The sequence below is a fragment of the Micromonospora sp. NPDC048935 genome, assembly GCF_043197875.1.
Lineage (GTDB): Bacteria > Actinomycetota > Actinomycetes > Mycobacteriales > Micromonosporaceae > Micromonospora.
Genome location: NZ_JBICTZ010000002.1, coordinates 655,545 through 677,193, shown reverse-complemented (window position 1 = coordinate 677,193; position 21,649 = coordinate 655,545). Strand labels below are relative to the sequence as shown.

Genomic DNA, 21,649 nt, shown 5'->3' with positions numbered 1-21,649 from the left:
ATGGGCATCGAGGAGAAGCTTCCCGCCGGCGTCCTGCTCACCTCGGTGGAGAAGCTGGTCAACTGGTCCCGGAAGTCGTCCGTGTGGGGCGCGACCTTCGGCCTGGCCTGCTGCGCCATCGAGATGATGGCCGCCGGTGGTCCGCACTACGACATGGGCCGCTGGGGCATGGAGGTCTTCCGGGCGTCCCCCCGGCAGGCCGACCTGATGATCGTGGCCGGCCGGGTGAGCCAGAAGATGGCTCCGGTACTGCGCCAGATCTACGACCAGATGGCCGAGCCCCGCTGGGTGCTCTCCATGGGCGTCTGCGCCAGCAGCGGCGGCATGTTCAACAACTACGCGATCGTGCAGGGCGTCGACCACGTGGTGCCTGTCGACATGTACCTGCCCGGCTGCCCGCCCCGGCCGGAGATGCTCATCGACGCGATCCTCAAGCTCCGCGAGAAGATCATGTATGAGCCGCTGGGCCCGAACGGCCGCAAGATGCTGGCGGCCCGTCAGGAGCGCGGCGACGTTCCGGTCGTGCCCTACGGCTCGATGCCCTCGTCGTACCGCAGCGACAAGGCCCGGCGCGCCGAGTGGACCCGGGCGGTCCGCGAGGGCCGCGAGGAGCAGTTGCGCATCGAGAACTGGATGAACGCTCAGAACCACCTCCACCCGCAGGCAGGCCCGAAATGACGTCACCCACGGACAAGCCCAACGACGGCGGCGTACCGCTGCCGGTGGTGCCGGCCGGTGCCACCAGTGGCGCGCCCGCCGAACTCCCGCCGGCCAGCCCGGCCGGTCGCGGGATGTTCGGCAACCACGGCACCGGCGACGTGTCCGGCTACGGCGGCCTGGTCCGCCAGCGCCAGCCCATCGAGGAGGCGTCCCGGCCGTACGGGGGCTACTTCGACGAGGTCCGCGACGCGTTGGAGGAGGCGTACCCGGCCTTCGGTGACGCGATCGAGAAGGTCGTGGTCGACCGGGGCGAGCTGACCCTGCACGTCCGGCCGGAGCGGATCGCCGAGGTGTGCCAGGTGATGCGCGACGACCTGGCCCTGCGGTTCGAGCTGTGCTCCTCGGTGTCCGGCGTGGACTACCTGGGCGCCGACGAGCGCCGGCTGCACGTGGTCTACCTGCTCACCTCGATGACGTACCGGCGGCGGGTCCGGCTGGAGGCCGCGGTCTCCGTGGCCGCCCCGCACCTGCCCAGCGTGACTGCCGTCTACCCGACCGCGGACTGGCAGGAGCGGGAGGCGTACGACATGTTCGGCATCGTCTTCGACGGTCACCCCAACCTGACCCGGATCCTCATGCCGGACGACTGGGAGGGCCACCCGCAGCGCAAGGACTACCCGCTCGGCGGCGTGCCCGTCGAGTACAAGGGCGCGGAGATCCAGCCGCCGAACGAGCGGAGGTCGTACCAGTGACGACGTCGAACTACGCGAGCGAGCGCGAGACCGAGGAGGGGCGGGTCTTCACCGTCACCGGTGGGGACTGGGACACCATCGTCTCGGGCACCGACCCGATCAACGACGAGCGGATCGTCGTCAACATGGGTCCGCAGCACCCGTCCACGCACGGGGTGCTGCGGCTGATCCTGGAGCTGGAGGGCGAGACGGTCCGCGAGGCCCGGTCCGTCATCGGCTACCTGCACACCGGTATCGAGAAGAACCTCGAATACCGCAACTGGGTCCAGGGCTCGACGTTCGTGACCCGGATGGACTACCTCGCCCCGATCTTCAACGAGACGGCGTATGCCCTCGCGGTCGAGAAGCTGCTCGGCATCACCGACGACATCACCGAGCGGGCCACCACCATCCGCGTGCTGATGATGGAGCTCAACCGGATCTCGTCGCACCTGGTCTGGCTGGCCACCACCGGCATGGAGCTGGGCGCGATCTCGATCATGCTGTACGGCTTCCGCGAGCGGGAGTACATCCTCGACATCTTCGAGACCATCACCGGCCTGCGGATGAACCACGCGTACGTCCGCCCGGGCGGGGTGGCGCAGGACGTGCCGGACGACGCGATCCGCAAGATCCGCGAGTTCCTCAAGATGATGCCGAAGAAGCTCAAGGAGTACGAGGACCTGCTCTCCGGCCAGCCGATCTGGACCGAGCGGACGAAGGGCGTCGCGGTGCTGGACGTCACCGGCTGTGTGGCCCTCGGCATCACCGGCCCGGTGCTGCGTTCCGCGGGTCTCGCCTGGGACCTGCGCAAGACCATGCCGTACTGCGGCTACGAGACGTACGAGTTCGACGTGCCGACCCACCCCGACGGTGACGTGTGGGGTCGCTACCAGGTCCGGCTCGCCGAGATCCGGGAGTCGATGAAGCTTGTCGAGCAGGCGCTGGACCGGCTCAAGCCGGGCCCGGTGATGGTCGCCGACCGCAAGATCGCCTGGCCGGCGCAGCTCGCCATCGGCGTGGACGGCATGGGCAACTCGCTGGAGCACGTCGCGAAGATCATGGGTCAGTCGATGGAGTCGCTGATCCACCACTTCAAGCTGGTGACCGAGGGCTTCCGGGTCCCGCCCGGTCAGGTGTACGTCGCCATCGAGGCGCCCCGCGGCGAGTTGGGCGTGCACGCGGTCTCCGACGGTGGCACCCGGCCGTACCGGGTGCACTACCGGGAGCCGAGCTTCGTCAACCTCCAGGCCCTCCCGGCGATGGCCGAGGGTGGCCTGATCGCCGACGTGATCGCCGGCGGTGCCTCGTTGGACCCGGTGATGGGTGGGTGTGACCGATGACGACGACGTTCACTGACGAGACCCGGGATCGGGCGCGCGAGATCATCGCCCGTTACCCGGCGGACCGGTCCCGCTCGGCGTTGCTGCCGCTGCTGCACCTGGTGCAGGCCGAGGAGGGGTACGTGTCCCCGGCCGGGGTCGCGTTCTGCGCCGAGGTGCTGGGGCTGAACAAGGCCCAGGTCGGCGCGGTGGCCACCTTCTACACGATGTACAAGCGCAAGCCGACTGGTGACTTCCTGGTCAGCGTCTGCACCAACACGATGTGCAACGTGCTCGGTGGCCAGGAGGTCTACGACACCCTGTCCGAGCACCTGGGCGTCGGGCACGACGAGACGACCGGCGACGGCACGATCACGCTGGAGCACGCCGAGTGTCTGGCGGCGTGCGACTACGGCCCGGTGATGACCGTCAACTACGACTTCTTCGACGGCGTGGACCCGTCGACGGCGGTCGGTGTGGTCGACGAGCTGCGCGCGGGCGGGCGACCGATGCCGACCCGGGGTGCCCGGCTCTGCACGCTCAAGGAGATGGCGGTGCAGCTCGCCGGCTTCGCCGACGAGCGCGACGGTGCCGTCGCCGACGGCGACCCGGGCGAGCCGACCCTGCGCGGGCTGCGGCTGGCCCAGCAGCACGGCGTCTCGGTGCCGGGCTTCGACCCGAACACCCCGATCCGGAGCAAGGCGGAGGCGGACAAGGCCGCCGCCGAGGCCAAGGCGAAGGCGGAGGCCGCCAAGCCGGCGCCCGTCGAGGCCAGCGCGGCCCCGGTCAAGGGTGGCGACGGGGCGTCCGCCCCGACGCCCGGCAACGCCGGTGCCGGCGAGCCGGCTCCCGCCGCCGCCGCGAGCGGCAGCACCGCACCGGACGTGAAGGCACCGGACGACAAGTCGCCGCAGGTGCGTACCGCCGAGACCCGGCAGCCGGACGCGGGCACGGCGGTGCCGGACGCCCCCGGCACCAGGGTCCCGGCGGACAGCACCGCGTCCGAGCCGCGTGACGCGCGGTCGGCCGAGGCCGCCGGGGTGGCGGCCAACGCGCCGGCCGGCGACGGCAAGCCCGCCGGCGACGAGGCCGGGGCGCAGGAGCGCAACCTCACCGAAGCGAAGGCTGGTACGGACGCCGACGGCGCCGGACCGGCGGACGCGAACGAAACGGGGGCCCAGAAGTGACCACTCCCCGCCCGGAGACCGTGGCCAAGCTGACGCCGGTGCTGACCAAGCGCTGGCTGTCGCCGGACGCCTGGCGCATCGGCACGTACGAGCAGCTCGACGGCTACGCCGCCCTGCGCAAGGCGCTCAAGGCCCACCCGGACGACCTGATCCAGTTGATCAAGGACTCCGGGCTGCGGGGCCGGGGTGGCGCGGGCTTCCCGACCGGTCTCAAGTGGGGCTTCATCCCGCAGGGTGACGGCAAGCCGCACTACCTGGTGGTCAACGCCGACGAGGGCGAGCCGGGCACCTGCAAGGACCTGCCGCTGATGACCCACGACCCGCACGCGCTGGTCGAGGGCGTCATCATCGCGTCGTACGCGATCCGGGCGAGCCGCGCCTACATCTACATCCGGGGCGAGGCGGTGCACGCCGCGCGCCGGCTGCGCAACGCCGTCCAGGAGGCGTACGACAAGGGCTACCTGGGCCGGAACATCCTGCGCAGCGGCTACGACCTGGAGCTGGTGGTGCACTCCGGCGCCGGGGCGTACATCTGCGGCGAGGAGACGGCACTGCTGGACTCGCTGGAAGGGTTCCGGGGCCAGCCTCGGCTGCGCCCGCCGTTCCCGGCCACCCACGGCCTGTACGCGAGCCCGACGGTGGTGAACAACGTCGGCACCATCGCCAGCGTGCCGCCGATCGTGCTCGGTGGCGCCGACTGGTGGAAGTCCATGGGCACCGAGAAGTCCTCCGGGCCGATGATCTACTCGCTGTCCGGTCGGGTCGCCAACCCGGGTCAGTACGAGTGCTCGATGGGTGTCACGCTGCGCGAGCTGCTGGAGTTGGCCGGTGGCATGCAGCCCGGCCACAACCTGCGGTTCTGGACTCCGGGCGGATCGTCGACCCCGCTGCTCGCCGCCGAGCACCTGGACGTGCCACTGGACTTCGAGGGGGTGGCGGCGGCCGGCTCGATCCTCGGCACCACGGCCACCCAGATCTTCTCCGACCAGGACTGCCCGGTCTACGCGACGTACCGGTGGTTGGAGTTCTACCACCACGAGTCGTGCGGCAAGTGCACCCCGTGCCGCGAGGGCAACTACTGGATGGTCCGGGTCTACCGGCGGATCCTCGCCGGTCAGGGCACCCACGAGGACCTGGACACCCTGCTGGACACCTGCGACAACATCCTGGGCCGCTCGTTCTGCGGCCTCGGTGACGGCGCGACCAGCTCGGTGACCTCCTCACTGAAGTACTTCAAGCAGGACTACCTCGACTACATCGAGGGACGTACCGCGCCGAAGCTGTCGGACAAGCAGCTGGTGGGAGCCCACTAATGACCGACGTAGCCAAGCAGACCGAGACCGTCACGCTCACCATCGACGGCGTCGAGGTCACCGCCCCCAAGGGGACGCTGCTGATCCGGGTCGCCGAGCAGATGGGCACCGAGATCCCCCGGTTCTGCGACCACCCGCTGCTGGCCCCGGCCGGCGCGTGCCGGCAGTGCCTGGTCGAGGTGGAGGGCCAGCGCAAGCCGGTGGCCTCCTGCACCCAGACCGTCGCCGACGGCATGGTGGTTCGCACCCAACTCACCTCGCCGGTCGCCAAGAAGGCGCAGGAGGGGGTGATGGAGCTGCTGCTGCTCAACCACCCACTGGACTGCCCGATGTGTGACAAGGGCGGCGAGTGCCCGCTCCAGAACCAGGCGATGTCCACCGGCCGCACCGACTCGCGCTTCCACGAGCACAAGCGGGAGTACGAGAAGCCGATGGCGATCAGCAGCCAGGTGCTGCTGGACCGCGAGCGCTGTGTCCTCTGCCAGCGGTGCACCCGGTTCTCCGAGGAGATCGCCGGCGACAAGTTCATCGACCTGATGGGCCGGTCGTCCGCCGAGGAGATCAACATCTACCGCGACGACGCGTACGGCGAAGAGGGCGACGCCGGCGACGTGCCGTTCAACTCCTACTTCTCCGGCAACACCGTGCAGATCTGCCCGGTGGGTGCGCTGACCGGTGCCCAGTACCGGTTCCGGGCCCGCCCGTTCGACCTGGTCTCCAGCCCGAGCGTCTGCGAGCACTGCTCGGCCGGCTGCGGGCAGCGCACCGACTGGCGACGCGGCAAGGTGCTGCGCCGGTTGGCCGGTGACGAGCCGCAGGTCAACGAGGAGTGGAACTGCGACAAGGGTCGGTGGGGCTTCCAGTACACCCGAGCCACCGACCGGCTGACCACCCCGCTGGTCCGCGACGAGCACACCGGTGAGCTGCGCGAGGCGTCCTGGAGCGAGGCGCTCACCGTGGCCGCCGAGGGGCTGCACACCGCTCGGGAGGGCGGGCAGGGCACGGCGGTGCTCACCGGCGGCCGGCTGACCGTCGAGGACGCGTACGCGTACGCGAAGTTCGCCCGGGTCGCCCTGAACACCAACGACATCGACTTCCGGGCCCGGCCGGTCTCCCGCGAGGAGGCCGACTTCCTGGCCAGCTCGGTCGCCGGGGTCACCGACGTCACCTACACCGACGTGGAGAACGCGCCGGCGGTGGTGCTTGTCGGCCTGGAGCCGGAGGAGGAGTGCCCGATCCTCTTCCTGCGGCTGCGCAAGGCGTACCTGAAGAAGACCCTGACGGTGTACGCGCTGGCGCCGTTCGCCACCCGCGGCCTGGAGAAGCTCGGTGCCAAGCTGGCCCGGGTCGTGCCGGGCGAGGAGGCCAGCGTGCTCGCCGAGCACGCCACGGTCGCCGAGGCGCTGAGCGCACCTGGTGCGATCCTGATCGTCGGCGAGCGGTTGGCGAGTGTGCCGGGCGGGCTCTCCGCCGCCGCGGACGTGGCCCGGCGTACCGGCGCGAAGCTGGCCTGGGTGCCGCGGCGCGCGGGTGACCGCGGCGCGGTCGACGCGGGCTGCCTGCCCAACCTGCTCCCCGGTGGCCGGCTGGTCACCGAGCCGGCCGCGCGGGCCGAGCTGGGTGAGGCGTGGGACATCCCGGCCGGGGTGATCCCGAGCCAGGCCGGTCGGGACACCGACGGCATCCTGACCGCCGCCGCCAACGGGCAGCTCGGCGCGCTCGTCGTCGGCGGCGTCGACCCGGCCGACCTGGCCGACCCGCGACTGGCCGAGTCCGCCCTGGACGCGGTGCCGTTCCTGGTCAGCCTGGAGCTGCGCCCCACCGCGGTGACCCGGCGGGCGAACGTGGTGCTGCCGATCGCCCCGGTGGCCGAGAAGGCCGGCAGCTTCCTGGACTGGGAGGGTCGGCTGCGTCCGTTCGAGGCGGTGCTGACCACTGCCGCGATGACCGACGGTCGGGTGCTCGACGCGCTTGCCGCGCTGCTCGACGTGCGCCTCGGCACCGCGGATGTGCCGAGCGTGCGTCGCGAGCTGGGCGGGCTGCCGGCGACGCGTACGACGCGGCCGTCCACGCCCTCGGTTGCGCCGGGCCGGGTGCCGCACCCGGGCCCCGGGGAAGCGGTGTTGGCGACCTGGCACCAACTGGTGGACCTCGGCAGCCTGACCGATGGTGACGAGAACCTGGCCGGCACCGCTCGCCCGCCGGTGGTCCGGCTGGGCAAGGGCACCGCCGACGCACTCGGTGTCGCCGACGGCGACGCGGTCACGGTCGGCACCGACCGGGGGGCGCTGACCCTGCCGGCCGAGCTCACCGAAATGCCGGACGGCGTCGTCTGGCTGCCGACCAACTCACCCGGTTCGACCGTGCGACGCAGCCTCGGGGCGACGTCCGGCGCGGTCGTCCGGATCTCCGCCCCCGCGGCGAGTCCGGCCATCCCGGCCGGGCGTGCGGCGGCCGACGAGACCGGTCTCCCGGGTCCGCTCCTCAACTCCGGGGGTAACCAGTGACTTCGTCAATCCTGGCCCAGGATCCGACGCTTGCCGACTTCGGTCGGGATCCGTGGTGGCTGGTTCTCGGCAAGATCGTCTTCGCGTTCGCCTTCGGTCTGCTTGCCACCCTGCTCGGTGTCTGGTTCGAGCGGCGTGTGGTCGGCTACATGCAGGTGCGGCCCGGCCCCAACCAGGTCGGCCCGTTCGGTCTGCTGCAGACCCTCGCCGACGGCCTGAAGATGGCCTTCAAGGAGGACATCCTGCCGAAGGCGGCCGACAAGGTCGTCTACTTCTTCGCCCCGACCATCTCGGTGATCTGCGCGGTCACCGCCCTGTCGGTGGTGCCGTTCGGCCCGATGGTGAGCATCTTCGGCCACCACACGCCGTTGCAGGTCACCGACGTACCGGTGGCGGTGTTGCTGCTGCTGGCCTGCTCGTCGATGGGCGTCTACGGCATCGTTCTCGGCGGTTGGGCCTCCGGCTCGACGTACCCGCTCCTCGGCGGTCTGCGGTCGAGCGCCCAGATGATCTCCTACGAGGTCGCCATGGGCCTGAGCATCGTGGCGGTCTTCATGACCGCCGGCACGATGAGCACCAGCGGGATCGTCGCCGCTCAGGGCGACGCCACCCGGCTGACCATCTTCGGCACCGAGATCCCGGCGCCGGGCTGGTACGCGATCCTGCTGCTGCCCAGCTTCGTCATCTTCTTCATCGCCACCGTGGGTGAGACCAACCGGGCGCCGTTCGACCTGCCCGAGGCCGAGTCCGAGCTGGTCGCGGGCTTCATGACGGAGTACAGCTCGCTGAAGTTCGCGCTCTTCATGCTCAGCGAGTACGTCGCCATGGTGACCATGTCCGCGGTCACCACCACGCTGTTCCTCGGCGGTTGGCGCGCACCGTGGCCGATCACCCTGTGGGAGGGCGCCAACTCCGGTTGGTGGCCGATGCTCTGGTTCTTCGGCAAGGTGATCGCGCTGGTCTTCGTCTTCGTGTGGCTGCGCGGCACGCTGCCCCGGCTGCGCTACGACCAGTTCATGCGCCTCGGTTGGAAGGTGCTGCTGCCGATCAACCTGGTCTGGATCCTGGTCCTGTCGGGCCTGCGGTCCATCGAGGACTGGGACTCGCGCGGCAAGGTCATCGCCGTCGGCATTCCGGCCGGCATCCTGCTGCTCGTCACGATCTTCTGGCCCAGCCGGCGTCCGAAGTCGAATCCGACGACGCAGGAACAGGTCGACAACCGGCCGTACGGGAGCTTCCCGCTGCCGCCGATGGATCTTCAGGTACCACCGAGCCCGCGCATCACGCGCGTGGTCGCCGAGCGGGAGCCGGCCAACATCGTTGCCGGCTCGGACTCCAGGGAGGTGTGACGTGGGCGCGATCACCGGAACGTTCAAGGGATTCGGTGTCACCTTCTCGCACATGTTCAGGAAGGTCGTCACCACCGACTACCCGTTCAAGCCGCCGGTGTCGGCGCCGCGCTACCACGGGCGGCACATCCTCAACCGGCACCCGGACGGCCTGGAGAAGTGCATCGGCTGCGAGCTGTGCGCGTGGGCCTGCCCGGCGGACGCGATCTACGTCGAGGGTGGCGACAACACCGACGAGCAGCGCTTCTCGCCGGGTGAGCGGTACGCCAGCGTCTACCAGATCAACTACGCCCGGTGCATCTTCTGCGGGCTGTGCATCGAGGCATGCCCGACCCGTTCGCTCACCATGAGCAACGAGTACGAGCTGGCCCGGGACAACCGGCAGGACCTGATCTTCACCAAGGAGCAACTGCTCGCGCCGCTGCTTGAGGGCATGGAGCAGCCGCCGCACCCGATGCGCCTGGGTGACAGCGAGAAGGACTACTACGTCGGCGCGTTGGACAACCCGGGCACCTCCGCCGGTGCGGAGACGTCCCCGATGGGCCCCGGCCGCTACCAGGTCGAGGAGCACCCCGGCGTGACGTTCCCGGGCGCCGAGCAGGCCGCCCAGCGCGTCGCGGCCGGCAAGGGAGAGGGAGCATGACCACGTCTACGGTGCTCGCCGCCGCCGGTTCGGTATCCGGCGGCGAGGCGGTCACCTTCTGGATCCTCGCCCCGCTCGCGCTGATCGGCGGGATCGGGATGGTGGCCGCGCGCAACGCCGTGCACTCGGCGCTGTGGCTGGTGCTGACCATGCTCTGTCTGGGTGTGTTCTACGTGCTCCAGGCCGGTCCGTTCATCGGCATGGTGCAGATCATCGTCTACACCGGCGCGATCATGATGCTCTTCCTGTTCGTGCTGATGCTCGTCGGTCGGGACTCCACCGACTCGCTGATCGAGACGCTGCGTGGCCAGCGGGTCGCCGCGATCGTGCTCGGCCTGGGCTTCGCCGGCCTGGTCGGCACCGGCCTCTACCAGGCACTGGACCGGACCAACGCGGTCGGCCTGGAGCAGGCCAACACCGAGGGCAACGTGCAGGGCATCGCCCGGCTGCTGTTCACCAAGTACGTCTTCGCGTTCGAGCTGACCTCGGCACTGCTGATCACCGCGGCGGTCGGTGCCATGGTGCTGGCCCACATCGAGCGGCGCAAGCAGGACAAGGTCGACCAGGTGTCGACCATGCGGGCGCGCTTCGCCCCGGGCAACTACCCCGGTCCGAAGCCGGGGCCGGGCGTCTTCGCGACCTCCTCCTCGGTGGCCACCCCCGCACGGTTGCCCGACGGTCGCCTGACCGACCGCAGCACCCCGGCGATCCTTCCGCAGCGTGAGCTGACCGCCGAGGAGACCTCGCTGAAGGGGACGGACAAGTAATGGAAACGTTCTTCTCGGTCGAGCCGACCTACTACCTCGTGCTCGCCGCGGTGCTGTTCACCATCGGCGCCGCCGGGGTGCTGATCCGGCGCAACGCGATCGTGCTGTTCATGTGCGTGGAGCTGATGCTCAACGCGGCCAACCTGACGCTGGTCACCTTCAGCCGGATCAACGGTGACCTGAACGGTCAGATCATGGCGTTCTTCGTGATGGTGGTGGCGGCGGCCGAGGTCGTGGTCGGGCTCGCGATCATCATGTCCATCTTCCGGACGCGACGCTCGGCGAGTGTCGACGACGCCAACCTGCTCAAGTACTAGAGGGGTCCACCGGTGGAAGAGACTGTGGAATACGCCCAGGCCACGGGGCTGCTCGGGGGCGTCTGGCTGCTGGTGGCGATCCCGCTGGTCAGCGCGGCCATCCTGCTGCTGCTCGGCCGCCGGGCCGACCGCTGGGGGCACTGGTTGGGCGTCGCGGCCATCGGCGCCGCGTTCGTGCTCGGCCTGAGCTTCTTCTTCCAGCTGCGTGGCCTGGAGAACAAGTCGGTCGAGCTGAGCCTCTGGGACTTCATCGCGGTCGGTGACCTGCGTGTCGACTTCGGCCTGCTGTTCGACCCCCTGGCCGCGGTCTTCGTACTGCTGATCACCGGGGTGGGTTTCCTGATCCACCTGTACGCGGTGGAGTACATGGCGCACGACGCGGGCCGTCGGCGGTTCTTCGCGTACTTCAACCTGTTCGTCGCGGCGATGCTGCTGCTGGTGCTCGGCAACAACTACGTGATGCTGTACTTCGGCTGGGAGGGCGTCGGTCTGGCGTCGTACCTGCTGATCTCCTTCTGGACCGAGCGGCCGAGCGCGGCCACCGCCGGCAAGAAGGCGTTCCTGATGAACCGGGTCGGCGACGCCGGCCTGGCCATCGGCATCTTCGTCATGTTCGCCACCCTGGGCACCACCCAGTACGACGAGGTGTTCAACGGCGTCGGTTCGCTGACCGGCACCACCGTGCTGGTCCTCGGTCTGTTGCTGCTGCTCGGCGCGGCCGGCAAGTCCGGTCAGTTCCCCCTCCAGGCATGGCTGCCGGACGCGATGGAGGGCCCCACCCCGGTGTCGGCGCTCATCCACGCGGCCACCATGGTCACCGCGGGCGTCTACCTGATCGCCCGCTCCAACCCGGTCTTCTCCGCCAACTCGACGCTCCAACTCGTGGTGGTCAGCGTCGGCGCGCTCACCCTGCTGATGGGCTGCGTCATCGGCGCGGCCAAGGACGACATCAAGCGGGTGCTCGCCTGGTCGACGGTGAGCCAGATCGGCTACATGTTCCTCGGTGTCGGCCTCGGCGGCGGGGCGTACGCGCTGGCCATCGTGCACCTGCTGGCGCACGGGTTCTTCAAGGCCAACATGTTCCTGGGCGCCGGTTCGGTGATGCACGGGATGAAGGACCAGGTCGACATCCGCCGCTTCGGCGGGCTGTCGACGTACATGAAGGTCACCTGGTTGACCTTCATGATGGGCTGGCTGGCCATCATCGGCATGTTCCCGTTCTCCGGCTTCTTCTCCAAGGAGCCGATCATCGTGGCCGCCTTCGAGCGGGAGGACTGGACCGCCTGGCTCTTCGGCGGGGCGGCGCTGCTCGGCGCCGGGCTCACCGCGTTCTACATGACCCGGCTGTTCGTGCTCACCTTCCACGGCCCGAAGCGCTGGACCGAGGACATCGAGCACCCGCACGAGTCGCCGAAGCTGATGACCATCCCGCTGATCCTGCTGGCGGCCGGTTCCGTCGGCGCCGGTTTCCTGCTCTCCACGTCGGTGCCCGACTGGCTGACGGCGACCGCCGGGCTGGGTGGCGAGCACGCGGAGCACGAGGCGGTCCTCTCGCACGCCGTGATCACCACGCTCTCGCTGCTGGTGACGGTGCTCGGCGCGGGGCTGGCCTGGTTCCTGTTCCGGGCCGGCACGGCTACCGCACCGCAGCCGGCCGGGGTCCTGGTCACCGCCGCCCGGCGCAACCTGTACACGGACGCGGTCAACGAGGCGATCTTCGAGAAGCCGGGCATCTTCCTCACCCGGGCGCTTGTCTACCTCGACAACCGGGGCATCGACGGGCTGGTCAACGGTCTCGCCGCCGCGGTCGGCGGTGGCTCGGGTCGGCTCCGGCGGATGCAGACCGGCTTCGTCCGCTCGTACGCCACCTCGATCCTCGCCGGTGCGCTGCTGGTGATGGCGGCGTTCCTGGCGGTGCAGGCGGGGTGGTTGGCGTGATCGACCTCAATACGCCCGCCCCCGCCGGCGGACCACGCATCCACGACGGAGGTAAGGCCGCATAATGTCCAACTTCCCGTTCCTCTCGGTGCTCACCGTGGCGCCACTGGTGGGCGCCCTGGTGGTGGCCTTCCTGCCGCGCCACCGGCCGGAGCTGGCCAAGCAGGTGGCGTTCGTCTGGTCGCTGCTGGTGCTGGCGCTCTCGGTGGTGATGTGGGTCAGCTTCAACGCCGGTGGCAAGCGGTTCCAGTTCCGCGAGTCGTACTCGTGGATCCCGGACTGGGGTGTCAGCTTCACCTTCGCCACCGACGGCATCGCGCTGGTCATGCTGATGCTGATCGCGGTGCTGGTGCCGCTGGTGATCCTGGCGTCCTGGCACGACGCGGAGTCGTCGAAGCGGTCGGTGCCTGTCTACTTCGCGCTGCTGCTGGTCCTCGAATGCACGATGATCGGTGTCTTCGCGGCCGCCGACGTCTTCCTGTTCTACGTGTTCTTCGAGGTCATGCTGGTCCCGATGTACTTCCTGATCGGCAGCTACGGCGGCCACCAGCGGCAGTACGCGGCGGTGAAGTTCTTCCTCTACTCGCTCGTCGGCGGTCTGTTCATGCTGGCCGCGGTGATCGGGCTGTGGGTGGTCGGTGGCAAGACCTTCGACTGGCAGGCGCTGTCGGAGGTCGACATCAGCACCGGCACCGAGCGGTGGCTGTTCCTCGGCTTCTTCCTCGCGTTCGCCATCAAGGCGCCGTTCTTCCCGTTCCACACCTGGCTGCCGGACGCCGGTGGTGCGGCCCCGGCGGGCGCGGCGGCGCTGCTGGTCGGTGTGCTGGACAAGGTCGGCACGTTCGGCATCCTGCGCTACTGCCTGCCGCTGTTCCCCGAGGCGTCGAAGTGGTTCGCGCCGTGGGCGCTGGCGTTGGGCGTGATCGGCATCGTCTACGCCGCGCTGCTGGCGGTCGGTCAGAACGACCTCAAGCGGCTGGTGTCGTACACCTCGATCGCGCACTTCGGTTTCATCGGGGTGGGCATCTTCGCCTTCACGACCCAGGCCGGCACCGGCGCGGTGCTCTACATGCTCAACCACGGTCTGGCGACCGGCCTGCTGTTCCTGGTCGTGGGCATGCTCATCTCCCGGCGTGGTTCCGCGCTGATCAGCGACTTCGGCGGGGCGGGCAAGCTGGTCCCGGTGCTCGCCGGGGTGCTCTTCTTCGCCGGTCTCGCCTCGCTCGCGCTGCCCGGTACGGCACCGTTCATCTCCGAGTTCCTGGTGCTGATCGGCACCTTCACGGTGAACAAGCCAGTCGCGATCATCGCCACGCTCGGCATCATCCTGGCCGCCGCGTACGTGCTGTGGATGGTGCAGCGCACCACCCAGGGCACTCTCAACCCGACGCTCACCGAGGTCGACGGCATGCGCCGGGACCTCAACCTGCGCGAGAAGGTCGTCGTCGCTCCACTGATCGCACTGATCGTGCTGCTCGGCTTCTTCCCCAAGCCGGTCACTGACGTGATCAACCCGGCCGTCCAGGCGACCATGGACGACATCGGCAGAACCGACCCGGCCCCGTCGGTGGGCACCGTCCAGGAGGCGGCAAAGTGACCGATTTCGAACTGCCGTCGATCGACTACGCGGCGCTCTCCCCGATCCTGATCATGCTGGGCACCGCACTGCTCGGCGTGCTGGTCGAGGCATTCGTGCCCCGGCGCTCGCGGCACGTGGTGCAGTTGACGCTCGCGCTGGTGGCGGTGCTCGCGGCGTTGACCATGGTGGTGCTCAACGCCGACGAGCGGATGATCACCGCAGGTCAGGCCATCGCGGTGGACGGCCCGACGCTGTTCCTCCAGGGCGCGATCCTGGTGCTGGCCGCGATGGCGCTGCTGCTGATCGGTGACCGTTCGGTCGAGCTGGGCGGGGCGTTCGTCGCCCAGGCCGCGGTGACCGCCGAGTCGGCCGACGACCGGCGGCAGGCCGAGGGGCGCAACGGCCTCACCGAGATCTACCCGCTCACCACGTTCGCCATCGGCGGCATGCTGATCTTCGTGGCGGCGAACGACCTGCTGACGATGTTCATCGCGCTGGAAGTCTTCTCGCTGCCGCTCTACCTGCTCTGCGCGCTGGCCCGTCGCCGTCGCCTGCTGAGCCAGGAGGCGGCGATGAAGTACTTCCTGCTCGGCGCGTACGCCTCCGCCTTCTTCCTGTTCGGCGTGGCACTGATCTACGGCTTCACCGCCGGCATGCCGGGCCGGGTGGCCGGCGTCGACTTCGCCACCATCAACGCCGCGGTGAGCGAGTCGCCGGCCAGTCAGGTGCTGCTCTTCGCCGGCATGGCGCTGCTCGCCATCGGCCTGCTCTTCAAGGCCGCCGCGGCACCGTTCCACGTGTGGACCCCGGACGTCTACCAGGGTGCGCCGACCCCGGTCACCGGCTTCATGGCGGCCTGCACCAAGGTCGCCGCGTTCGGTGCCCTGCTGCGCGTCTTCCACGTCGCGTTCGCCGACGCCACCTGGGACTTCACCCCGGTCCTCGGGGTGGTGGCGGTGCTGACCATGCTGCTCGGCGCGGTGCTCGCGGTCACCCAGACCGACATCAAGCGGCTGCTCGCGTACTCCTCGATCGCCAACGCCGGCTACCTGCTCGTCGGTGTGCTGGCGCCGAGCCGTGACGGGCTCGCCGGCACGATGTTCTACCTGGTCGCGTACGGCTTCTCGGTGCTGGCCGCGTTCGCGGTGGTGACCCTGGTGCGCGACGCCGACGGGGAGGCCACCCACCTGTCCCGCTGGGCCGGGTTGGGTCGCCGCTCGCCGTTCTTCGCCGCCCTGTTCACCTTCATCCTGCTGGCCTTCGCCGGTATCCCGTTGACCAGCGGCTTCATGAGCAAGTTCGCGGTCTTCGGGCCGGCGCTGGAGGGTGGTCAGACCTGGCTGGTGATCGCCGGTGTGCTGACCAGCATGGTGCTGGCGTTCCCGTACCTGCGGGTCGTGGTGATGATGTGGCTCTCCGAGCCGGGCGAGTCCACCCCGACGGTCACGGTGCCCGGTGGGCTCACCTCCGCGGCGCTGATGATCGGTGTGCTGGCGACCCTGGTGCTGGGCATCGCCCCGGTGCCGCTGCTCGATCTGGCCACCGGAGCTGCCGAATTCGTTCGATGACCGAGGGATCGACTACCGGGGGTTGGCGCGTGTTCACGTGCCGGCCCCCGGTGCGTATCCCCGGCCCGGAGCAGGTAGAACGGGTGTGGCATGGTTGATGGCGTGGTGAATCCGGCGGGCGAGCGTTCAGGTTCCTCCGGCCCCGGTGGTCGGCGGGGTCGGGCGAGCATGAGTCAGTTCGGCGCGCTCGGCCTCCACCTCGCCGATCCCCGCGTCGAGGCTTCCGTGCTCGGCGTGCTGGACACGGTCGAGGTCGAGCTGCGGGCCAGTGTGTCCAGTGCCGACCCGTTCGTCAGCGAGGCTGCCCGGCACCTGCTGGAAGCCGGCGGGAAACGTTTCCGGCCGCTGCTGGTGGCGCTCGGCGCACAGTTCGGTGACCCCGACGCCGCGCAGGTGGTCCCGGCCGCCGTGGTGATGGAGCTCACCCACCTCGCCACGCTCTACCACGACGACGTGATGGACGAGGCCGCCGTGCGCCGGGGCGCGCCGAGCGCCAACTCCCGCTGGACCAACTCGGTCGCCATTCTGGTCGGCGACTACCTCTTCGCCCGGGCGGCGGACATCGCCGCGGATCTGGGCCCGGAGGCGGTCCGGTTGCAGGCACGCACCTTCGCCCGGCTGGTGCACGGTCAGATCGCGGAGACCGTCGGTCCGCGGGCCGACGACGACCCGGTGGCCCACTACCTGCACGTGATCGCCGAGAAGACCGGCTCGCTCATCGCGACGTCGGCCCGGTTCGGCGGGATGTTCGGTGGCGCTCCGGCGGAGCACGTCGAGGCCCTGGCCGGGTACGGCGAGACGATCGGTGTCGCCTTCCAGCTCTCCGACGACCTGCTGGACATCGCCTCCGAGTCGGGGCAGTCGGGCAAGACCCCCGGCACGGATCTGCGCGAGGGCGTCCCGACGCTCCCGGTGCTCTACGCGCGCGCGGCGGACGACGCCGACGCGTCCTCGGTGCGGCTGCGGGAGATCCTGGCGACCGGTCCGCTGACCGACGACGCGCTGCACACGGAGGCGTTGGGGCTGCTGCGGGAGAGCCCGGCCCTGAAGCGGGCCCGGGAGACCGTCCGCAGTTACGCCGAGGACGCCCGAGCGCGGTTGGCGCCGCTCCCGCAGGGCCCGTCCCGCCGGGCCCTCGAATCCCTCTGCGACTACATCGCCGACCGCACCGGCTGACCCTGCTCCTCCCCGGTGATCAGGGGGCGGGGCGGGGTGCGGTCAACAGGCGACCGCCGGCGAGCATGAGGGCGGCGGCGAGCAGCATCGCCACCGCCGCGGTGGTCCACATGGCGGGGTAGCCGAAGTGGGCGGCGAGGGGGCCGAGGCTGAGCGGGCCGAGGCAGCCGCCCGCGTACACCCCGGTCTGGGTGATCGAGGTGGCGGTGGCCGGTGACTGTGGGTGGAGTCGGACCACCGCGAAGTTCACCAGACCCGGCCAGGCCCAACCCAGGCCGAAGCCGAGCACCACCCCGGTCACCAGCGGCACCGAGCCGGTCAGCGCGAGCAGGACCAGCCCGGCCGCGCCGACGACGAGCATCGCGGCGATGACGGCGATGTGACCGGTGTCGCGACGGTCTGCCAACCAGCCCGCACCCACCCGGGCCGTCACGCAGACCGCGCCGCCCAGGGTCAGGGTGAGGCCGGCGAGGCCGGGCGAGAGGCCCCGAGCCGCGGCGGAGGCCACCAGGAAGGTGCCAAGTGCGTTCGCCGCGGCCGCGGCCAACGCCGCCGCCGCGCCGATCACCACGAGCGCCGCCGTCGCCCGGCCGGTGCGCGAGACGCCGGCCGGCCGCGCCGGCCCGGGCAACTGCCGGGGTACGGCGGGCAGGGCCGTCAACGCGGCCACGGCGGCGGCCACGAACGCCCAGCGCCAGCCGACGGTGAGCGCGAAGGTGGGCACCGCCAGACCGGCCAGCAGGGTGGAGGCGGGGATGGCGGCCTGCTTGACGCCGAACGACAGGCCCTGCCTGCGTGCCGGCACGTGCTGGGCCAGCGCCGCGTTGCTGGCCAACTGGCCGAGCGCGTTCGCGGCGGCGCTGAGCGCCAGCAGGCCGACGAGCATCGGGTACGACCGGGCGAAGGCGGCCACGGCCAGCGTCGACCCGGCGGCCAGCACGATGCCGCAGCGGGCCACCAGAGCCGGCCCGTACCGCTCGACAAGTCGGCCGGAGGGCACCGAGGCGAGCGCGCTCACCCCGAAGTAGACGGCCACGGCCAGGCCGAGGCCGGCCGGAGAGAAGCCGAGGTCGGTGCCCATCTGCACGGCGAGACCGCCGAGCAGGAAGACGGGCAGCACGCAGGCCACGGTCGTGACGACCGCGCCGGCACCGGCCCGGACCGGGTGGGGTCGGGCGGTGATCGGGGCGGCGGTGGGGACGGTGTTGGTCATCGTCCGGCAAAGCTACGTGAACCCTCTTCGAACCACTCATGGTGACGGGCGGGGTACACGCTGTGGGTGATGATCTGGCATCCTCCACCCGAACAGGCATTTCGCAGTGGGCCTGTTTTTCATATGGTGTAAGTCCCCGGCGGCGGAGGTGGTTGTGCGCGACCCCTTGGCAGAACCTTCGGACCTGATTCGCAGCGTGTCCCGAGCGCTGCGGGTGCTGGAGTCGGTCGGTCGTGCCCCGAAAGGCCTGACCGTCAAGCAGATCGCCCGGCGGTGTGAGCTGACCGTGGCCACCACCTACCATCTGGTTCGCACGCTCGCCTACGAGGGCTACGTGATCCGTCGCGAGGACGGCACGTACATCGTGGGGTTGGAGGTGGCCGACCGCTACCGGGAGTTGGTGACCGCCTTCCGGGGTCCACCGGTGGTGGGTGAGACGTTGCGGCGGGCCGCTCTGGACACCGGCTACAGCCACTACCTGGGTCGCTTCGTCGGCGGGCAGGTGGCCATCACGGCGGTCGCCGAGGGGCACCGCTCGCCCTACCTGGAGGATCTGGTCCCCGGCTTCGACGAGGGGGCGCACGCGACGGCTCTCGGCAAGTCGCTGCTCGCCACCCTCACCGCCGACCAGCGCTACCGCTATCTGCGGGAGTACGGCATGCGCCCGTTCACCAGCGCCACGCTGACCACCGTCGAGGCGTTCGAGGCCGACCTGGCCGCCGGCGACCGGCGCGGCATGCAGTTGGAGATGGGGCAGTTCCGGCAGGGAGTGGCCTGTGCGGCGGTGCTCGTCGCCCCGGACAAGGACATGGAACGCCGGGTCGTGCTGGCCTGCGCGTTGCCGGCCAGCGAGATGATGACCTCCGCCCGGGTGGTCCGCGCCAAACTGCTCACCGTGGCGCGCAGCGTCGCGGACGGCATCGCCGCCGACTCCTGACCCCCACCGACGCCGAGAGGCCCTCTCCCGGGCTGGGAGAGGGCCTCTCGGGGCGGTCCAGCGCCGGACCCGCCGTGAGTGACGTTCAGCGGCCCGCCGGCCGTGGTGAGGCCGTCAGCTGCCCACCGGGCCGCCGTCGAGGCGCCAGGTGACCACCACGCCCGGCTTGGCGTAGTCGCCGTCGGGCCAGTTCGAGGCCGGGTTCTCCACCGAGGCGCCGGTGATCTCACCCGGGTGCTGCACGGCGACGAAGACCGAGCGGTTGTCGCCGGTGATGAACGGCCCGCAGGTCTCCGCGCCGAGCGGCACGGTCAGGAACTGCTTGAGGTGACCCCGCTCCGGGCCCTCCACGGCGGTGGCGAACAGGCCGTCGTTGCTGCCCAGCGCGTTGCCGTCGGTGGAGATCCACAGGTTTCCGGTGGCGTCGAAGGCGACGTTGTCCGGGCAGGAGATCGGAGAGACCCTGGTCCTGTCGTACCCGGCGAAGTAGGTCGACGGGTCGGTCGGGTCGCCGCAGACGATCGGCAGTGACCAGGCGAAGGTCTCGGCCGTGTTGTCGTTGCGGTCCTCGACCAGCTCCAGGATCTGCCCGTGCTTGTTGGCGTTGCGCGGGTTGGCCTCGTCGGCCGGGGCCTTGCCGGCCTTACCGCGGTCGGTGTTGTTGGTCAGCGCCACGTACACCTTGCCGGTGAGCTGGCTCGGCTCGACGTCCTCGGGGCGGTCCATCTTGGTCGCGCCGACCTTGTCGCCGGCGATCCGGGTGAAGGTGAGCACGTCCGCGGCGGTCATCCCGTCGACGAATGACCGGTTGCCGCTGACCAGCCTGATCCAACGACCCCGGCCGTTGAACGCGCCGTCGGTGGGGAGCTGGCCCGAGCCGTCGATCTCGGCGGCGCTCGTCTCGTCGAGCTTCGCCACGTAGAGCGTGCCGGACTCCAGCAGGGTCAGGTTGTGCTTGCGGGCCGCCCAGGAGTTGCCCTTCAGGAACTTCTGGTCCGAGACGAACTTGTAGAGGTAGTCGAAGCGCTCGTCGTCGCCCATGTACGCGACCACGTGACCGTCCCTCGCGACGATCACGTTCGCGCCCTCGTGCTTGAACCGGCCCATCGCGGTGTGCTTGCGCGGGCGGCTCTCCGGGTCGAACGGGTCGATCTCGACGACCCAACCGAACCGGTGCGCCTCGTTCGGGTGCTTGGCCAGGTCGAACCGCTCGTCGGCGCGCTCCCACCTGCGGCTGCCGCTGGGGTAGCGGCTCGCGGTGCCGATGCCGTAGCGGTCCAGCCTCGGCTTCAGCTCGGCCGGGGCGGCGTCGGCGCCCACGAAGTACTGGTTGAAGTTCTCCTCACCGGAGAGCACCGTGCCCCACGGGGTCACGCCACCGGCGCAGTTGTTCAGCGTGCCGACGACCGTACGACCCTTGGGGTCGGCGGCGGTCTTCAGCCAGGCCGAGCCGGCGGCCGGGCCGGTCAGGTCGAACCTGGTGCTGAGCGCGGTGACCCGCCGGTTGTATGGCCGGCGACCGCTGTCGACGGGCTTCCACTGCCCGGTGCCCGCGACCCGTTCCAGCTCCACGACCGACATGCCGTGGGCGGCCATGGCGGTGCGCAGCTGCTCGACGGAGAGCCCGTCCAGGCCGGGGAAGCCCGGGAACATCAGGTCCTCGTTCGTGTACTCGTGGTTGACCACGAGCAGCGCCCGCCTGCCCTGCTTGTCCAGCGGCAGCACACCCACGAAGTCGTTGTTGTAACCGAACTGCTTGGACTGCGCGGCGGCGGTCTGGTGGTGCAGGTCGAACTCCGGCGCGCCCGGCAGCACCGGGTCACCCCACTTGATCACCACGGCGTGGTCGTAGCCGTTCGGCACGACCAGGGTGTCCAGCTTGTTCGGTGGGATCGGCTTGAAGGTCAGCGCGCCGCTGCCGACTCCGGTGCCGGGACGGCCGAATCCGAAGGTCTCCGGGACATCCGGGGTGGCCGGGGCCGCCAGGGCCGGGGCCGCACCGGCGAGCGCACCGGCCGCCGCACCGCCGAAGCCGAGGACCAGCGCGCCGACCGCGCCGGCCCGGACCACGCCGCGCCGCGACACCTCGGCGTTCACCACATCACCGAAGTACGCGTTGTCGGAGGTGTTCGGTACCGGGTGGTCGCAGGCGTTTCCGCAGCGGTACAGACAGGTCATGGCGTCCCGGCTGCCGTGGCGGGTGCCGGTCAGCAGGGGGAGCAGCCGGGGGCGGTCGCTCATGGGGGAAGCCTCCAGAGAAGTCGGTGGCACGACAGGCGGCGTACCAGGCGGACGCTAGGAGGACGTGGTGAGCGCCCGTCGGCCACGATGTGAACCGGTCGTGAACACCTCTGCGGGTCGCGCTTCCCCGCAACCGGTCTGACCTCGGGCTGAACCGATCGGCGTGACCGCACGTATTCCCGAGCGAACGCACCGCCGGAC

The 21,649-nt window shown here is 70.3% G+C and carries 17 protein-coding genes; 15 read left to right on the top strand and 2 right to left on the bottom strand.

Features of this window, described 5'->3' with window-relative positions; translation table 11 throughout:
• The 14 genes from ACGFIW_RS09415 (at nt 1) to ACGFIW_RS09350 (ending at nt 17,057) form a co-directional block, all read left to right on the top strand.
• The gene (locus ACGFIW_RS09415) at nt 1–678 is read left to right on the top strand and encodes an NADH-quinone oxidoreductase subunit B family protein (protein WP_030486262.1); all 678 of its coding nucleotides are present in this window, start codon (nt 1–3) and stop codon (nt 676–678) included.
• A complete protein-coding gene (locus ACGFIW_RS09410; protein WP_393312333.1) occupies nt 675–1,412 on the top strand; it encodes an NADH-quinone oxidoreductase subunit C in 738 nt (245 codons plus the stop codon). Before ACGFIW_RS09415 ends, ACGFIW_RS09410 begins: the two co-directional genes overlap by 4 nt.
• Nucleotides 1,409–2,734: an NADH-quinone oxidoreductase subunit D gene (locus ACGFIW_RS09405; RefSeq protein ID WP_393312331.1), complete on the top strand. Its 1,326-nt coding sequence runs from the start codon at nt 1,409–1,411 to the stop codon at nt 2,732–2,734. The genes ACGFIW_RS09410 and ACGFIW_RS09405 overlap by 4 nt, the downstream gene beginning before the upstream one ends.
• The gene (gene nuoE, locus ACGFIW_RS09400) at nt 2,731–3,900 is read left to right on the top strand and encodes an NADH-quinone oxidoreductase subunit NuoE (RefSeq protein WP_393312329.1); all 1,170 of its coding nucleotides are present in this window, start codon (nt 2,731–2,733) and stop codon (nt 3,898–3,900) included. Before ACGFIW_RS09405 ends, nuoE begins: the two co-directional genes overlap by 4 nt.
• The gene (gene nuoF, locus ACGFIW_RS09395) at nt 3,897–5,213 is read left to right on the top strand and encodes an NADH-quinone oxidoreductase subunit NuoF (protein ID WP_393312327.1); all 1,317 of its coding nucleotides are present in this window, start codon (nt 3,897–3,899) and stop codon (nt 5,211–5,213) included. Before nuoE ends, nuoF begins: the two co-directional genes overlap by 4 nt.
• Complete coding sequence (locus ACGFIW_RS09390) at nt 5,213–7,720, top strand: NADH-quinone oxidoreductase subunit G (RefSeq protein ID WP_393312325.1); 2,508 nt, start codon at nt 5,213–5,215, stop codon at nt 7,718–7,720. The genes nuoF and ACGFIW_RS09390 overlap by 1 nt, the downstream gene beginning before the upstream one ends.
• On the top strand, nt 7,717–9,069 hold the full coding sequence (gene nuoH, locus ACGFIW_RS09385; RefSeq protein ID WP_393312323.1) for an NADH-quinone oxidoreductase subunit NuoH: 1,353 nt from the start codon (nt 7,717–7,719) through the stop codon (nt 9,067–9,069). The genes ACGFIW_RS09390 and nuoH overlap by 4 nt, the downstream gene beginning before the upstream one ends.
• A gap of 1 nt (nt 9,070) precedes the next feature.
• Nucleotides 9,071–9,712, top strand: coding sequence for an NADH-quinone oxidoreductase subunit NuoI (nuoI, locus tag ACGFIW_RS09380; RefSeq protein WP_393312321.1), 642 nt, complete (start codon nt 9,071–9,073; stop codon nt 9,710–9,712).
• Nucleotides 9,709–10,479 (top strand): NADH-quinone oxidoreductase subunit J, encoded by a 771-nt coding sequence (locus tag ACGFIW_RS09375; protein WP_393312319.1) that lies wholly within the window; start codon nt 9,709–9,711, stop codon nt 10,477–10,479. Before nuoI ends, ACGFIW_RS09375 begins: the two co-directional genes overlap by 4 nt.
• A complete protein-coding gene (gene nuoK / locus ACGFIW_RS09370; protein ID WP_393312317.1) occupies nt 10,479–10,796 on the top strand; it encodes an NADH-quinone oxidoreductase subunit NuoK in 318 nt (105 codons plus the stop codon). The genes ACGFIW_RS09375 and nuoK overlap by 1 nt, the downstream gene beginning before the upstream one ends.
• A gap of 12 nt (nt 10,797–10,808) precedes the next feature.
• Nucleotides 10,809–12,734: an NADH-quinone oxidoreductase subunit L gene (gene nuoL / locus ACGFIW_RS09365; RefSeq protein WP_393312315.1), complete on the top strand. Its 1,926-nt coding sequence runs from the start codon at nt 10,809–10,811 to the stop codon at nt 12,732–12,734.
• Between the two features lie 64 nt (nt 12,735–12,798).
• Nucleotides 12,799–14,331, top strand: a complete 1,533-nt coding sequence (locus ACGFIW_RS09360) for an NADH-quinone oxidoreductase subunit M (protein WP_393312313.1) — start codon at nt 12,799–12,801, stop codon at nt 14,329–14,331.
• 53 nt (nt 14,332–14,384) lie between these two features.
• Nucleotides 14,385–15,881: an NADH-quinone oxidoreductase subunit NuoN gene (gene nuoN, locus ACGFIW_RS09355; protein WP_393312780.1), complete on the top strand. Its 1,497-nt coding sequence runs from the start codon at nt 14,385–14,387 to the stop codon at nt 15,879–15,881.
• Nucleotides 15,882–15,971: 90 nt separating this feature from the next.
• On the top strand, nt 15,972–17,057 hold the full coding sequence (locus ACGFIW_RS09350) for a polyprenyl synthetase family protein (protein WP_393312311.1): 1,086 nt from the start codon (nt 15,972–15,974) through the stop codon (nt 17,055–17,057).
• Nucleotides 17,058–17,076: 19 nt separating this feature from the next.
• On the opposite strand, the gene ACGFIW_RS09345 is transcribed toward ACGFIW_RS09350, so the two are convergent.
• Entirely contained in the window at nt 17,077–18,270 is a 1,194-nt protein-coding gene (locus ACGFIW_RS09345) for an MFS transporter (protein ID WP_393312309.1), read from the bottom strand.
• Nucleotides 18,271–18,424: 154 nt separating this feature from the next.
• On the opposite strand from ACGFIW_RS09345, the gene ACGFIW_RS09340 reads away from it, so the two are divergent.
• On the top strand, nt 18,425–19,207 hold the full coding sequence (locus ACGFIW_RS09340; protein WP_393312307.1) for an IclR family transcriptional regulator: 783 nt from the start codon (nt 18,425–18,427) through the stop codon (nt 19,205–19,207).
• 114 nt (nt 19,208–19,321) lie between these two features.
• Here ACGFIW_RS09340 and ACGFIW_RS09335 read toward each other — a convergent pair whose 3' ends face one another.
• Nucleotides 19,322–21,448, bottom strand: coding sequence for a PhoX family protein (locus tag ACGFIW_RS09335; protein WP_393312305.1), 2,127 nt, complete (start codon nt 21,446–21,448; stop codon nt 19,322–19,324).
• Nucleotides 21,449–21,649: the final 201 nt, after the last annotated feature.